Below are 13,693 nucleotides of genomic sequence, written 5' to 3'. Positions count from 1 at the left end.
TGTTCAGAGTTCGCTTGGGCCACCGATAAAGTCCAGGCGCAGATTCAACCACTGCCTGACGATTTCCCGGGCCGCTTGGCGGGCATCAGCGGCAGAAAAGCCGCGCTCGCGCTGCAACCACTCACTGGTCACTTGCCGTGCCGGCTCAACAGCCGCCAGCGTCTGCTGGCGTTGCCTGGCGGGCCACTGCTTATCAACACCCCAGTCGCGCAGGGTTAGTTCAGGGTCCTGGTTCTGCCCAGCAGTGGCCGGTTGGAGAAACAGCCGAGGCGATGCGGTGGCCTTGAGCGAAAGAGTGCTCCAATCGGCATAGCTGGCAAAGCGGATGGTGCCCTCGTTCTGCCCTGCCGTGGACAAAGGCTCGCTCAGGCTATCGTCCAACCGCTTCCACGCCGGCTGCGCAAACAGGTCACCCTGCGGCGCGCAAATCGGCGCAAAGCTGTCCCGGGTGGAGCCGTACAGCGACCCGAACGACTCATACGCAACCTCGCCCTGACGGCTGAAAACAAAGCAGTGCACATAGGGGCGCTGGTCGGCAAACAGCTCGTATTGCTCGCGCTCAATCATCATGCGCAGCAAGGTCAACGTCACCCGATCACGGCTGACGGCGGGATCGTTTTGCAGGTCCTGCCAGATCGACCAGGGAAAGTTGTCTTCCTTGAGCGCTACTAGGACCTGCTTGCGATTCTCCTCGGCCTCGCTCTCCGTCACACCACTGTCGGGTTCAAAGCGCTGCAGGTAGACCAGCCAGGCGGCCGCCAGGTCGTTCATCGGGAAGCGCCTGAGCCCTTCTGCTGCGTGTGCCGGGTGATAAGGAATACTGGCAATGATTGCGTCGAGGGCCGCCGTATCCTTGTGGCTGATCGACCCCACCTCGACCACTCGCTGGCTCAGTCGGGATTGCAGGCAGCCGGCCAGTGTTTGCGGCTCACTCGCACATGCGTTGCGAGTCTGCAGCCAGGCACGCTGGCCGCGACGTAATTCGTCCCGCTGGTCGGGTGCCAGTTTGGCCATTGCCTGGCCGTAGTAAACGCCCAGCGTACTGTCGAGTTCACTCAACTCGGGACTGGTGCAAATGGCCTTTTCCACCGATGTGGAGGCCTTTTTACACTCGAAGGACGCGCCACTGGCAGGCATGCCTGCACCCATCAGCAGTCCAGTGAGCAACAACAGTGAGCAGGCGGTATTTACACGGCGGGCCATGGCATTCCTTGGATGAGTTCCTTTCAAGGCGCCCATTGTGCCGAGGCAATTGCCAATGTCCAGCCTGGCGGCACAGCGCTACGAATTGCTCGCCAGTTCACGCTCAATCTGTTCGATGCTGGGCAGGCTGGTTTGCAACTCTGCCGGCAGAGACTCAACCAGTTGATACTCGGCAACCCCAATGGGTCGCGAGCTGTCACGCAGGGCGTATTCGGCCACCACCTCATTCTTGCTCTTGCACAGCAGCAGGCCGATGGTGGGGCTGTCCTGCGGGTGCTTCAGTTGGGCGTCTACGGCCGCGAGGTAAAAACCCAACTGGCCCAGATGGTCGGGTTTGAACTTGCCGGCCTTGAGTTCGATCACCACATAGCACCTCAGCTTGAGGTGATAAAACAGCAGGTCGACGAAAAACTCCTCGCCGCCCACATCCAGCAGCACCTGCCGGCCTACGAAGGCAAACCCTGCGCCCAGTTCCAGCAAAAAATCGGTGACATGTTTGACCAGGGCATTTTCGATTTCACGCTCCTGCGCATCGAGCGTCAGCCCAAGAAAGTCGAAACGGTAGGGATCCTTGAGCGATTCGCGCGCCAGGTCGGACTGGGCTTTGGGCAGCAGGCCCTCGAAGTTGCTGACGGCATTGCCGCTGCGCTCCAGCAGGCGACCTTCGATTTGCATCACCAGGACGTTGCGCGACCAGTTGTGTTCGATGGCCTGGGCAGCGTACCAACGGCGGGTTTCGGGCCCGGGCAGCTTATCCAGCAGCGCCAGCTGGTGATACCACGGCAATTGTGCAAGCACCCCTTGCACAAATTCCCTGTCCGGCCACGCCTCGGCAAATGCACGCATGTACTTCAGGTTGCGCGGCGAAAACCCCTTCATCTCCGGAAAGGCTGAACGCAGATCCTGCGCCAGTCGCCCAATCACCTTGCTCCCCCAGCCCTGCTGTGCTTGCCGGGTCAAGATATCCTGGCCGATTTGCCAGTACAGCAGCACCAGCTCGCGGTTTACCGCCAACGTGGCGCGTTGCTGGGCGCAGTGGATCCGACCCTTGAGGTCGGTCAGCCAGTCGCTGTACCCCTCGGGTGGTGTGGTCAGGCTTTCGCAGGTCTCACTCATTCCTTTTCCCTCATGGGTTTGGCAGGCGGCCGATGGTAGCGAGGGGGAAATGCAGAATGGGCCAGCAGAATGCTTTCGATACAAATCAGCTGGAACCCTCCATCAGCGCGCCTTAATGCAGATCAAGAGGTGCCCCGGCGTGCCCGCTGTGGTCAAATGGACCGGTCACTTCCATGGTTATTTCCGATCTATGAACGCCACACCCACCGACGACAGCCAGGCATCCACCGGGGACCGCATCCTGTTCCTGCTCAAGACCCGTGGCCCACTGAAAACCACGGACCTGGCTGCGCTGTTGGACATCACCTCCGAAGCCGCTCGCCAGCAAATCCAGAAGTTACAGGTCGCGGAATTGATCGTCGGCGTATCGGCCCCCATCTCGGGTGCCGGCCGGCCCTCGCTGAAGTGGGCGCTGACCGAAACCGCCCAGGGCAAATTCCCGGATTCCCACAGCGTGCTGACGCTGCACCTGATCGACTCCATCGAAGGCATTTTTGGCAGCGAAGGCGTGGAAAAGGTCATCGCCAGCATGGAGGCAACCGCCAAGCACGAATACATCCAGGCCTGCTCCGCCGCGTCGACCCTGCAGGAGAAAGTCGAGATCCTGGTACAGATTCGCGAACGCGCCGGCTACATGGCGCAGATGGAGCCGCTGGACGAAGGCTGGCTATTGGTGGAAAACCACTGCCCCATCTGCGTGGCCGCGCGCAAATGCCAGGGGTTCTGCCGCTCGGAGTTGCAGATTTTCCAGGCGGCACTGGGGGATGAGAACGTCGTAGAACGGTGCGAACACCTGATTTCCGGGGACCGGCGCTGCGCCTACAGCATTCAGCCCCGCAAGTAAGAAAAAGGCTGCGATGGGCTGCGCAACAACCGTAACCCCATCACCGCAGTGTCCCGGATACACCAACGGTTCAGGTGTCACACCTGCTGCGCAGTCCATCGCAGCCTTAGCCTCAGGCCGACATCAGGCCCATTGCAGGTTGAACAGCGCAAACGCCAACAGCGCCCAGGCCGACAGCACCAGGTGCGTCAGTTGCAGGCCTTCCTGACGAATCCAGTAGCCAAACCACAAGCCACCCAGCAGCATCGCGAAAACGAATGCCGAAAAGCCGCTGAGTGCCAGGTTGAGCCATGGCCGCGCCACCGCCAGGCCATCGCCTAGGACAAGCTGGTAGCTGCCAACCCATGCCGCGACTGCCGCGACCACTTGCAGGACCAGCACCACCAGCAGGGCGAACTGATGCAGGCGCGGTGAGCGCACCGCACGCTTCAGCAAAGGCGTGTCGATAGGCGGACTTTGGTGCAGCGGCGCCATGGCCATGGTCGCGCCCACCGCCCCCACCGAGCTGCGAAAAGCCTGCCCGTTGTTAACCACGGCGAGGGTCAGCCAGACGCTCAAGCCCAGGGCTTGCGTCCCCAGGAACAGACCCGCTGAACCGCCCGGCAAAAACGCCTCCACGCTCATCCAAAGCTCCTTGCTCACTAAAAGCGAAAACCCGCTCTTGGGCCTATACCCAAGAATACATTTGGATAATACGTAGAGCCGTCTGAATTACACAAGCAAATACTTTCTTAATTGGCAACTTCATGCACATTCGACACTGCCAGCCCAAGCTCTGAATACAGCACCTGATCAGCGTCAAACCGTTCCCGGGAACGCCTGAATCCGTCGGCGTTTTCCACCACCCACGTCCACAGCGGAATCATGTGCACCAACAGCTGTTTGCCCAGCTCGGACAACTGGTATTCGACCTTGGGCGGCACCTCCTGAAAGTCGTGGCAATGCGCAACAGCAAATCGCCGTGACCAGCGTTGCCCAGTGGATTGAGCAGAACCTCAAGGCACCGGCAACCACCCGCTGAACCGCCCCTGGCCATCCAGCGCGCACCAGGCGAAATCAACGGGCGGTGGCGGCAACATTGGCAGTTGCCCGCCACTGCCCGGCTTCCAGTCCAGCACCGGCACGGGCGAACCTTGCCAGGCCAGGACCACGCCCCGGGCCTGGCCGATGTCATCGCTGACCCAACGGGCCGCCGCCGCCGTCATGAACGCTTCGATGGGCTCTTCATCGATCTGCGTGCGATACACCGAACCGAGCAACCAACGGCACACGTTCACGTGATAGGTCCAGTTCAGCGACGGACGGTTGCGATACGCCCAGGTCATGAAACTGCGAAACAGGTTCAAGCCCTCTGGCGGGTCGAGCTTGAGCAAACCGGGGCAGATGTCGAACAAGGTGTGCCAATACGGCAGCAAACGTGCATCCAGGTGGACGAAACAACGGGCGTTACTTGGGTATTCGACAGACGGCAACAATACTTCGCCGCGGGACGGACGGCGCGACGCCTTGCTGACCAGACGGGCAGCGCCGGAAGGCAGGATAGAGCTCATGGAACGCACTCACACTCGTGACGATAGAACGCCTCCTGGTAACAGGAAGCCCGGGGCACACGTCAGAATGCAGGGGATGCGCGAGGGTTGGCCGAGGGCCAGGAGTAACGCGGAGGGGCCTTGTTGCGCCGCTCATGGGCCGGGCGCGGCTTTTGCCCGAGCCCCAGCAGCCAGGCCAGGCAAAACAGGAAGACGATGCCCAGGGTCACGGCGGAGCACACCGGGCACGCGAAGAAATTCGACCAACTGCTGGCCGTCGGATTGCCGAGGCCTGAGTCCGAGGCCGGCGCCTTGGTGCCCAGGCTTGAACAGAATTGCCCACCCAAGCCGTTGAGCTCCAGGCCCATCATCTGCCCATGGCCCAAACCGCAGACGAACACATTGAACAGGACGCAAAAATACAGGGTCCAGGCAATGAGTGAACGGTCCGGGCGGGAGAGTTTCATGGCGGCGACTTTACCACTCCCCCTGTAGGAGCTGTCGAGCTTTAGCGAGGCTGCGATGCAGGCGCCATGGCCTTGCAGCAACACCGAGGCGATCCCATCGCAGCCTCGCTAAAGCTCGACAGCTCCTACAGGGGGTTGCGGTCAAATGTGGGAGCCGGGCTTGCCCGCGATGCAGGCGCTGCGGTCTTGCAGGGAGACCGAGGCGATCCCTTCGCAGCCTCGCTGAAGCTCGACAGCTCCTACAGAGTTTGGTCTTGCCCGGCAGGGCCTGTGACAGAACGTCGCAGATTACGCCCGCAGGCAGGGGTTGTTAGAATGCCACGCTCTCCTCGCCTGATTTAACGCTTCGTGGTACCCAGGCGCTTCACAGGATGCACAGTTGATGAGTACGTTATTCACCCGCCGCAAGGTCCTCACCGGCATGGGATTGCTGGGCCTGGGCCTGCTGGCCGGCTGTGACAACAGCCCGAAACTGAACTTCAAGTACGGCAAGGATCTGAGCGACAAGATCATGGGCCGCACCTTCAAGCTCAAGAACACTGACGGCGAAACCGTCACCTTGAGTTCCTTCCGTGGCTTGATGCCGGTGGTGTTCTTCGGCTTCACCCAGTGCCCGGCCGTGTGCCCGACCACCCTGGCGCGCATGGCCCAGGCGAAGAAACTGATGGGCCGCGACGGCAAGATCATGCAGGTGGTGTTTATCACCCTCGACCCCGAACGCGACACCCCCGAGATTCTCGACGCCTACGTCAAGGCCTTCGACCCGAGCTTCAAAGCGCTGTATGGCACCCCCGAAGAAATCGCCGTGGCCGCCAAGGAATTCGGGATCTTTTATGAAAAGATCCCCGCCGGTGACAGCTACACCCTCTCCCACACCGCCACCAGCTTTGTGTTCGACACCCGGGGCACCCTGCGCCTGGGCCTGTCCGCCTCGCTTAACGCCAAAGAGTGCGCAGAAGACCTGCTCACCGTCATGGAGGTCTGCTAATGACTGCCGTTCAACACTTCAAGCGCATCGCCCTCGGTCTCTCCCTGCTGGGCCTCGCGGCACACGCCAGTGCACAGGCGGTGGTCACCGACGCCTGGGTACGCGCCTCGGTACCGGGCCAGCCGTCCAGCGGGGCGTTCATGACCGTGACGGCCGACAGCGACAGCAAACTGCTCAGTGTGGCGTCGCCGGTCGCCAAGACCGTGCAGATCCATGAGATGACCATGAAAGATGACGTGATGCGCATGGGCCCGGTGGATTCGGTTGCGTTGCCGGCCGGCAAGCCCGTCAAGCTCGACCCGGATGGTTATCACGTGATGCTGATCGACCTCACTGCGCAGATCAAGGAAGGCGACCAGGTGCCGCTGACCGTCACCGTGGAAAATGCCAAGGGTGAAAAGCAGTCGATCGAGGTCAAGGCCGAGGCCCGGGCGTTGAATGCGATGGAGCCGATGGATCACAGCAAGATGCATTGATCAAACGCCTGTGATGAGGGAGCAACTCCCTCATCATCTGCCAGGCAAGTCTCCATACTGAAAACATCTCGCTTCAACACTTTCTATATATTTTCAATCTGCAAACCAACTCGTTAGCCTGCGCAAGCCGGACGCGTCTCCCTGTCGACGTCCGGCCAAATAATTCTAAAAACAAGCAGCAGACAACGGGAATAACAATGAGCACATCCCCCATTACCCTGGGCCTGACTTCGGCCACCCTGGGTTTGACCCTCGCCTTCCCCACCTTTGCCGAAGCTGACTTTTTCAAAGACAGCAAGGCCGACCTCGAATTTCGCAACTTCTACTTCAACAGCGATTACCGCCAGCCCAACGCCACCCAGTCCAAACGCGACGAGTGGGCCCAAGGCCTGATCCTCAATTACCAGTCGGGTTACACCGAAGGCCTGGTGGGCTTTGGCCTCGATGCCATCGGCCTGCAGGGGTTGAAACTGGACTCCAGCCCCGACCGCCAAAACACCGGCCTGCTCCCGGTGGGCGAAGATGGCGCCCCGGACAGCTACAGCCGAATGGGCGCCACCGCCAAGGCGCGCATCTCCAAAAGCGTGCTGAAATTCGGCACGCTGATCCCCAAGCTACCGACTGTGTTGCCCAACGACGGCAGGCTGCTGCCACAGACTTTTCGCGGCACCCAGTTGACCAGCCAGGACATCGCCGGCCTGACCTTCGACGCCGGGCGCCTGACCAGCAACACCCTGCGCAACGACAGCGGCCATGCCGACATCGAAGTCGACGGCAAAGGCATCAAAGGTGCCGTGCCCAGCGATAAATTCGACTTCGCCAGTGCCAGCTACAGCTGGACCAAAACCTTCGTCACCGGCTACCACTACGCCAACCTCGAGAACAACTACAAGCAACACATCTTCAACCTGGTCCACACGCTGCCATTGGGTGACGCCCAGTCGTTCAAGACCGACCTGCGTTACGCCGACTCCAGCAAGGAAGGCAACAGCAACATCGACAACCAGGCCTTCGGCGCCAAGTTCACCTACAGCCTCCACGGCCACTCGCTCGGGGCCGCCTACCAGCGCATGAAAGGCACCACTGGCTTCCCCCACCTGGACGGTACCGACTCCTACCTCGTGAACTACGTGATGATCTCGCCGGACTTCGCCAACCCCGAGGAAAAGTCCTGGCAGGCCCGCTACGACTACGACTTCGCCGCCATCGGCATCCCCGGCCTGACCTTCATGACCCGCTACCTCAAAGGTGACAACTTCGTGCGCACTGGAACCCTGGAAGGCACCGAGTGGGAGCGCAACACCGATATCGGCTACGTCTTCCAGAGCGGAGCCCTGAAGAACCTTGAAGTGAAATGGCGCAATGGCACGTATCGCAGCAATGGCAGCGGCAGCGATATCGACCAGAACCGCTTTATCGTCAGCTACACCCTGCCCTTGTTGTGATTTTTCCCGGAGCGTTGCACATGAATACCAGAAAAAGCCTGATCCACCTGGCCGTCGCCTTTGCCCTGTTCAGCAGTTACGGCGCCTATGCCGCCGACACCGGTGCGCTGCCCTGCAAGACCACCGAAGAGTGCGCGGCCCAAGCGGCCAAAGTCGGCGCCACGCCGGGTTCCTCGCAAACGGCCCACAAAGCCAAGGGCGACCCGACCCAAACCCAGTTCGCCTGGCTGAACCGCATCAACAAAGCCTCGATCGTGATGCTCACCGAAGAGGGCATCGTCAAGCCGGACATGGGCCACAAGATCGCCGGCGGTGTGCGCTTTGCCATCGACCAGGCCGACCAGCCCGACGGCAAGCGCCCGGAAGACGTGCTGCAGCTGGAAAAGATCATGACCGACAAGATCGGTCCCGAAGCCTCGCTGATCCACTCCGGCCGCAGCCGCCAGGACATGCTTGCCACCTACCGCCTGGCCAAACTGCGCTCACAGGTACTGGCCTACAGCGACGCGCTGAACGCCACCCGCCAACGCATCCTGAACATCGCCGACAAGAACATCGACACCCTGGTGCCCGCCTACACCAACGGCGTGCAGGCCATGCCCATCAGCTATGCGCATTACCTGCTGGCGTTCGAAGCCGCGTTTGATCGCGACGGCCAGCGCATCCGCGAACTCTACACCCGCCTCAACCAGAGCCCGATGGGCACCGCGGTGCTGGCGAACTCCGCCTACCCGCTGAACCGCGAACGCCTGGCCGAGTTGCTGGGCTTTGACGGCGTGCGGGAAAACTCCCTGGATTCGAGCCAGGTATCGACCTACGACATCCCGATCGAGGCGGCCAACCTGGCGGCGTCTTCGGCGATCCGCATTGGCGCGATGATTGGCGATATCCATACCCAATACCATCAGATCCGCCCTTGGCTGCTGCTGGACGAAGAGTCCACCTACACCAGCAGTGCGATGCCGCAGAAGCGCAACCCGGGCTTGTTGATGCGCACCCGCGAATCGGCCTCGGACGTGGTGGGCCTGGCGCAAACCGTGACGTTGCGTGCGCATAACGTGACCACCGGCATGACCGACTACAAGTTCGCGTTTGATTCCCTGGGGCTGTTCCAGTCCACCGACGAGATGTTCAAAAGCATGGACGCCGTGCTGGATGCGCTGCAAATCAACCCGCAGCGTGCCCTGGATGAGCTGGAGTCGGAATGGACGACTTCGATGGAGTTGGCCGACACCCTGGAGCGCCAGTTCAAGGTGCCGTTCCGCATTGGCCACAGCTTCGCTTCGTTGATCGTCACCGAGGCGCGCAGCAACGGCACCACGCCGAAGACCTTCCCGTATGCGGACGCGCAGAAGCTGTACACCCAGGCGGCGGACAAATACAAATGGACGCCGAATACCTTGCCGCTGGATGAGGCGGGGTTCCGTGCGGCGCTGTCGCCGACGACGATGGTCAAGACCCGTAAAGGCACGGGTGGGCCGCAGCCGGAAGAGGTCAAGCGCATGTTGGTGGAGGCGCGCAAGAACCTCGACGCAGACCAGAGCTGGTTGAAGGAACGTCGTGAGAAATTGAAAGGTGCGGAAGGCAACCTGGACAAGGCATTCGACAAGTTGCTGAACGCCAAGGGCTGAAATGCGTTTTAAATGTGGGAGCCGGGCTTGCCCGCGATGGCGGTGTGTCAGACAACAGATTTATCGACTGACACACCGCCATCGCAGGCAAGCCAGCTCCCACATTTACTCGGTGTCAGTCTGGAGATTGTGTTCGGCTCAGTGGCTCAGTTCCCGCTTCAACACCTCGCGATCAATCGACTTCTGCCACCCGCAAATCGCCAGGCACGCCACACAGTTCCCCAGCACATTGGTCAACGATCGACACTTCATCAACCGCTCCACCCCCAACAACAATCCCACCCCTTCCAGCGGCACCAACTGCAGGATGTTCAAGGTGGCAATCAGGGTAAACAGCGCCGAGCCCGCGACACTGGTGGACCCGAGCGAGGTAAACAGGCAGATCACCAGCACCGCCAGCAACTCGGGCACGGCAATCTCCACCCCGGCCAGATGCGCCAGGAACATGATTGCGGTGGTCAGGTAAATATTGGTGCCGGTCAAGTTGAAGGTGTAGCCGGTGGTCAGCACCAGGCGCACTAATTGGCGATCACAGCCCAGCGCCTCAAGCTTGCTGACACAACCGGGAAGTGCAGCCACTGATGAGCCGGTAAATGTCACCAACAACAACTCTTCTTTCAAGTAAATAATTAGCCGAGTCAGTTTAACGCCGAGCAGGCGGGTAATCGTGGCGAACACTAGAATGACGAACACCGCGCAAGCCAGATAAATAACAACAATGAACTTCAAGAGCGGCAGCACCGAACTTAAACCGTACTTCCCCACCACAAATGCCATCGCCCCAAAGGCGGCCAGCGGTGCGAACTTCAAGATAAACCGCAGCAGCCAGAACAACCCGCCGACCGCGGCTTCCAGCCAGCCGAGGCAGCGGTTGCCGACTTGGCCGCCACGCCCCAGTACCAGCCCGCACAGCACCGCCACCAGCATCACCTGCAACACCAGGCTTTGGGTGAAAACCTTGTAAAGACTGGACCAAATCGAGGTCATCGACAGTTCGTGCAACAGCGTTTCGGGCACAACGGGCGGTGTCAGGTGATCAAAATCCAGGTTGGCCACCGCCGTATGATCGAGGTTGAACAGCAACCCCGTCGCCATCCCCAGCAGCAACGCGGCAAGGGACATCAGCTGAAAATAGAAGACAATCCGCCCTACTACATGCCGATGGTGGGGCTCGCGCTTGATCCCCGCCACACCGGTGGAGACCAGCACAAACAACAGAAACGGCATCAGCAGCCCGACCACTTTTATAAAGGCGTCACTGAGCAGTTTCATTTCTACTGCCACACCCGGATAAAGCAGCCCTAACACCATGCCAAGTGCAATGGCAATCAAAATAGGCAAGGTCGCATTATTGGAAAGTCGGGCTGGCATCAATGCTCCGTGGTCTTTTTATTTATTGTTATTGTCGTATCAGGCCACTTTCGGCATATTGGTCGCCAAGGCGCATTCAGGCCACAAATAATAAAGTCTTGTCACGGGATATACCACCATGGAACTTCGCCATTTACGTTATTTCATCATGGTGGCCGAAGAGCGACATTTCACCCGCGCCGCCGCTCGCTTGAACATGCAGCAACCGCCCCTCAGCCAACAGATTCGTGCCCTGGAACAAGAGCTCGGTTTCGACCTGTTCAAGCGCCACCCCAAGGGCGTCGACCTGACCGCCGGCGGCCTGGTGTTTCTCGATGAGGCGCGGATCATCCTCGCCCGTGTCGAACAAGGCTCCCTCAAAGCCTCTCGCGCCGCCCAGGGCATCGAAGGCACCCTGGTCATCGCCTTCACCAGCTCCGCCGCCGCCCATCCGCTGATCCCGCGCATCATCCGCGCCTACCGCGAGCAATACCCGGGTGTGGAACTCTCGATCAACGAAGGCAGCGCCCGGGAAGTCACCGAAGACACTATCGAAAAACGCATCGACATCGGCATCCTGCGCGCCCCGGTGGGTGACCACCAGAGCCTGACCTTCCACCGCCTGCTCAACGAAGAAATGCTGCTGACCCTGCCCGTCGGACACCCGCTGCTCAAGGGCGACATGCCCAGGATCACCATGGCCGACCTCAAGGACGAACGCTTCATCCTGGTCCGCCGCCCCGGCGCGCCGGGGATGTACGCCAACCTGATCAAGGCCTGCCAGAACGCCGGCTTCGAGCCGAAGATCGCCTTTGAAGTGGAACGCATGCTGACCAACGTCAGCCTAGTGGCCGCCGGTGAAGGCATTTCCGTGGTGCCCGCGTCGATGCGCGATGTGCATCGCGAGAGCGTGGTGTACTGCCGGATCAGCGATGCGCGGCCAAGGTTGCTGGCACCGATCACCCTGGTGCGGCGCACGTTCAATCCGTCGGCGCCGTTGCAGAATTTTATTGGGTTGGCGCGGGAGTTGGCGGGGGTTTATCGCAAGGGTTGAACACCCTCAATCAACCACAAACAACTTCGCCCCCAGGGTGGTCGATGACCGATGCCCTTCCATGTCATTGCCCACCTGGTAACTCATCCCGGCAGTCAGCGTGAATTGCCGGCCATCCTCCAGTTCGGTGTGCAACTCGCCTTCCAGACACAGCAGGATATGCCCCCGCCAACACCAGTGATCGGCCAGGTAGCCGGGGCTGTATTCGACCATGCGCACGCGGGTTGAACCGAACTGGCAGGTGCGCCAATACGCACTGCCGGTTTCGCCAGGGTGCAGCACCGGCTCAATGGTTGACCAGTCGGTGGTGCCAAAGGGGATTGCGGTCAGGTCCATAAGGGTCTCGCCTGCGAATACGTGTGGGCAGACCGTACCGATCAAGTGCGCGGGACGATAGAGACAGATCCGCTGCATTTGCGGCATACAGGGCAGCGACTATTGGCTGCTCACAACCCGTAAGACACCACATGACCTGTGGCGAGGGAGCTTGCTCCCGCTGGGCTGCGCAGCAGCCCCAAGAACGTCAGCGAGTTCTTTCAGTCAGATTGCATCAGGCCTATTGGGGCCGCTTCGCAGCCCAGCGGGAGCAAGCTCCCTCGCCACAGGAAGCTCCCTCGCCGTAGTTTTTTTGGGATGTCAGCACAGGTATTTGCGCATAGGAATACAGGCCAGCTGCAACCCCGACGGCGAATGGTAGATCGCCTGCTCAGTCCCCATATACCCAAACCGCCGATAAAAATCCGCCGCATTCAACGTCGCGTCGAGGATCACTTCCTCTATCTCCAATTCCCGCGCCAACGCCTCCAGGTACACCAACATCTGCCGGCCAAACCCACGCCCGATAAATCCGGGCAGCACAAACAACGCGCCGATTTCGTGGTTCGTAAGATCCAGCATGCCGGTAGCCACCGGCTCACCATCGACACATCCCAGGTAAAAATGCTTGTCCATCAGCGTGTCATAACCATCCTCGGCGCAGCCCCGGGTCCACAGCATCATTTGCTCCGACGTGTAGGCGCCAATGCATTGGCCACGTATGGCCAACAGGCGAATATCAAAGGCAGCCTGTGCATCGTCCTGCGTGGCGCGTCTTATCTCGAGCATGGGTCCCTCCATGGACGTCAGGCGTTCTCGTCACCCGGTCGGGTAAACGAATAGCGATCAATATCGGTTCTCAACTGCCAGCCCTGGCCCTGCCAATAGCGGGCGGCGCTGTCGTTGGTCTTGAACACATCCAGGTGGCATTTGCGAATGCCTAACTGTGCAAGGCTGTTGAGGCAGCGCTCCACCAGCGCATTCGCAATGCCCTGGCGCCGGTAATCGGGCAGCACCAGCAAGTGCTGCAAATAGCCGCGCCGGCCATCGTGCCCGCACATCACGCACGCCACCAGCCGCCCCTCTACCTCGGCCACGAAACTCATGCCGGGATTGCGCTCCAGGTAACGTTCGGTGGCCTCGCGCGAATCGGCGTCGCGCAGGGAGATGCCGGGGGTGTTTTGCATCAGGTCGGTGACGGCATCGTAGTCGTCGAGGGTCATGGTGCGGATGTTATGCATGGGTTTGAACCAGGATGTGTGTGGGTCTGAGGGG

The 13,693-nt window shown here is 60.5% G+C and carries 16 protein-coding genes; 6 read left to right on the top strand and 10 right to left on the bottom strand.

Features of this window, described 5'->3' with window-relative positions:
- Positions 1-3: 3 nt before the first annotated feature.
- Together HX875_RS03375 and HX875_RS03370 are read right to left on the bottom strand one after the other, a co-directional pair.
- Positions 4-1,203, bottom strand: coding sequence for a lysozyme inhibitor LprI family protein (locus HX875_RS03375; protein WP_177041639.1), 1,200 nt, complete (start codon positions 1,201-1,203; stop codon positions 4-6).
- Between the two features lie 78 nt (positions 1,204-1,281).
- Positions 1,282-2,319, bottom strand: a complete 1,038-nt coding sequence (locus HX875_RS03370) for a PDDEXK nuclease domain-containing protein (protein ID WP_177041638.1) — start codon at positions 2,317-2,319, stop codon at positions 1,282-1,284.
- Positions 2,320-2,509: 190 nt separating this feature from the next.
- Here HX875_RS03370 and HX875_RS03365 point away from each other — a divergent pair, with 190 nt between their 5' ends.
- Positions 2,510-3,163, top strand: coding sequence for a helix-turn-helix transcriptional regulator (locus tag HX875_RS03365; RefSeq protein ID WP_177041637.1), 654 nt, complete (start codon positions 2,510-2,512; stop codon positions 3,161-3,163).
- A 123-nt stretch (positions 3,164-3,286) separates the two neighbouring features.
- On the opposite strand, the gene HX875_RS03360 is transcribed toward HX875_RS03365, so the two are convergent.
- The 4 genes from HX875_RS03360 to HX875_RS03345 form a co-directional block, all read right to left on the bottom strand.
- Positions 3,287-3,787, bottom strand: a complete 501-nt coding sequence (locus tag HX875_RS03360; RefSeq protein ID WP_177041636.1) for a DUF2165 family protein — start codon at positions 3,785-3,787, stop codon at positions 3,287-3,289.
- Between the two features lie 107 nt (positions 3,788-3,894).
- Complete coding sequence (locus HX875_RS03355) at positions 3,895-4,086, bottom strand: hypothetical protein (RefSeq protein WP_371321468.1); 192 nt, start codon at positions 4,084-4,086, stop codon at positions 3,895-3,897.
- A 72-nt stretch (positions 4,087-4,158) separates the two neighbouring features.
- Complete coding sequence (locus HX875_RS03350) at positions 4,159-4,713, bottom strand: putative natural product biosynthesis protein (RefSeq protein ID WP_177041635.1); 555 nt, start codon at positions 4,711-4,713, stop codon at positions 4,159-4,161.
- 62 nt (positions 4,714-4,775) lie between these two features.
- Entirely contained in the window at positions 4,776-5,159 is a 384-nt protein-coding gene (locus HX875_RS03345; RefSeq protein ID WP_177041634.1) for a DUF2946 domain-containing protein, read from the bottom strand.
- Between the two features lie 382 nt (positions 5,160-5,541).
- Here HX875_RS03345 and HX875_RS03340 point away from each other — a divergent pair, with 382 nt between their 5' ends.
- The 4 genes from HX875_RS03340 (at position 5,542) to HX875_RS03325 (ending at position 9,699) form a co-directional block, all read left to right on the top strand.
- A complete protein-coding gene (locus HX875_RS03340; RefSeq protein ID WP_010171770.1) occupies positions 5,542-6,147 on the top strand; it encodes an SCO family protein in 606 nt (201 codons plus the stop codon).
- Positions 6,147-6,623: a copper chaperone PCu(A)C gene (locus tag HX875_RS03335; protein WP_177041633.1), complete on the top strand. Its 477-nt coding sequence runs from the start codon at positions 6,147-6,149 to the stop codon at positions 6,621-6,623. Before HX875_RS03340 ends, HX875_RS03335 begins: the two co-directional genes overlap by 1 nt.
- A 197-nt stretch (positions 6,624-6,820) precedes the next feature.
- On the top strand, positions 6,821-8,068 hold the full coding sequence (locus HX875_RS03330; protein WP_177041631.1) for an OprD family porin: 1,248 nt from the start codon (positions 6,821-6,823) through the stop codon (positions 8,066-8,068).
- A gap of 20 nt (positions 8,069-8,088) precedes the next feature.
- A complete protein-coding gene (locus HX875_RS03325) occupies positions 8,089-9,699 on the top strand; it encodes an argininosuccinate lyase (protein WP_177041630.1) in 1,611 nt (536 codons plus the stop codon).
- 138 nt (positions 9,700-9,837) lie between these two features.
- Here HX875_RS03325 and HX875_RS03320 read toward each other — a convergent pair whose 3' ends face one another.
- Positions 9,838-11,070: a cation:dicarboxylate symporter family transporter gene (locus HX875_RS03320; protein WP_177041628.1), complete on the bottom strand. Its 1,233-nt coding sequence runs from the start codon at positions 11,068-11,070 to the stop codon at positions 9,838-9,840.
- A 118-nt stretch (positions 11,071-11,188) separates the two neighbouring features.
- On the opposite strand from HX875_RS03320, the gene HX875_RS03315 reads away from it, so the two are divergent.
- A complete protein-coding gene (locus tag HX875_RS03315; protein WP_177041626.1) occupies positions 11,189-12,103 on the top strand; it encodes a LysR family transcriptional regulator in 915 nt (304 codons plus the stop codon).
- A gap of 6 nt (positions 12,104-12,109) precedes the next feature.
- Here HX875_RS03315 and HX875_RS03310 read toward each other — a convergent pair whose 3' ends face one another.
- From HX875_RS03310 to HX875_RS03300, 3 genes are all read right to left on the bottom strand, one after another.
- Positions 12,110-12,439: a DHCW motif cupin fold protein gene (locus HX875_RS03310; RefSeq protein ID WP_177041624.1), complete on the bottom strand. Its 330-nt coding sequence runs from the start codon at positions 12,437-12,439 to the stop codon at positions 12,110-12,112.
- A gap of 300 nt (positions 12,440-12,739) precedes the next feature.
- Entirely contained in the window at positions 12,740-13,207 is a 468-nt protein-coding gene (locus tag HX875_RS03305) for a GNAT family N-acetyltransferase (RefSeq protein ID WP_177041622.1), read from the bottom strand.
- Positions 13,208-13,224: 17 nt separating this feature from the next.
- The gene (locus tag HX875_RS03300) at positions 13,225-13,659 is read right to left on the bottom strand and encodes a GNAT family N-acetyltransferase (protein WP_177041620.1); all 435 of its coding nucleotides are present in this window, start codon (positions 13,657-13,659) and stop codon (positions 13,225-13,227) included.
- Between the last annotated feature and the right edge of the window lie 34 nt (positions 13,660-13,693).

The organism is Pseudomonas yamanorum, from assembly GCF_013386765.1.
GTDB lineage: Bacteria > Pseudomonadota > Gammaproteobacteria > Pseudomonadales > Pseudomonadaceae > Aquipseudomonas > Aquipseudomonas yamanorum_A.
This window is presented reverse-complemented; position numbering and strand designations above follow the sequence as displayed.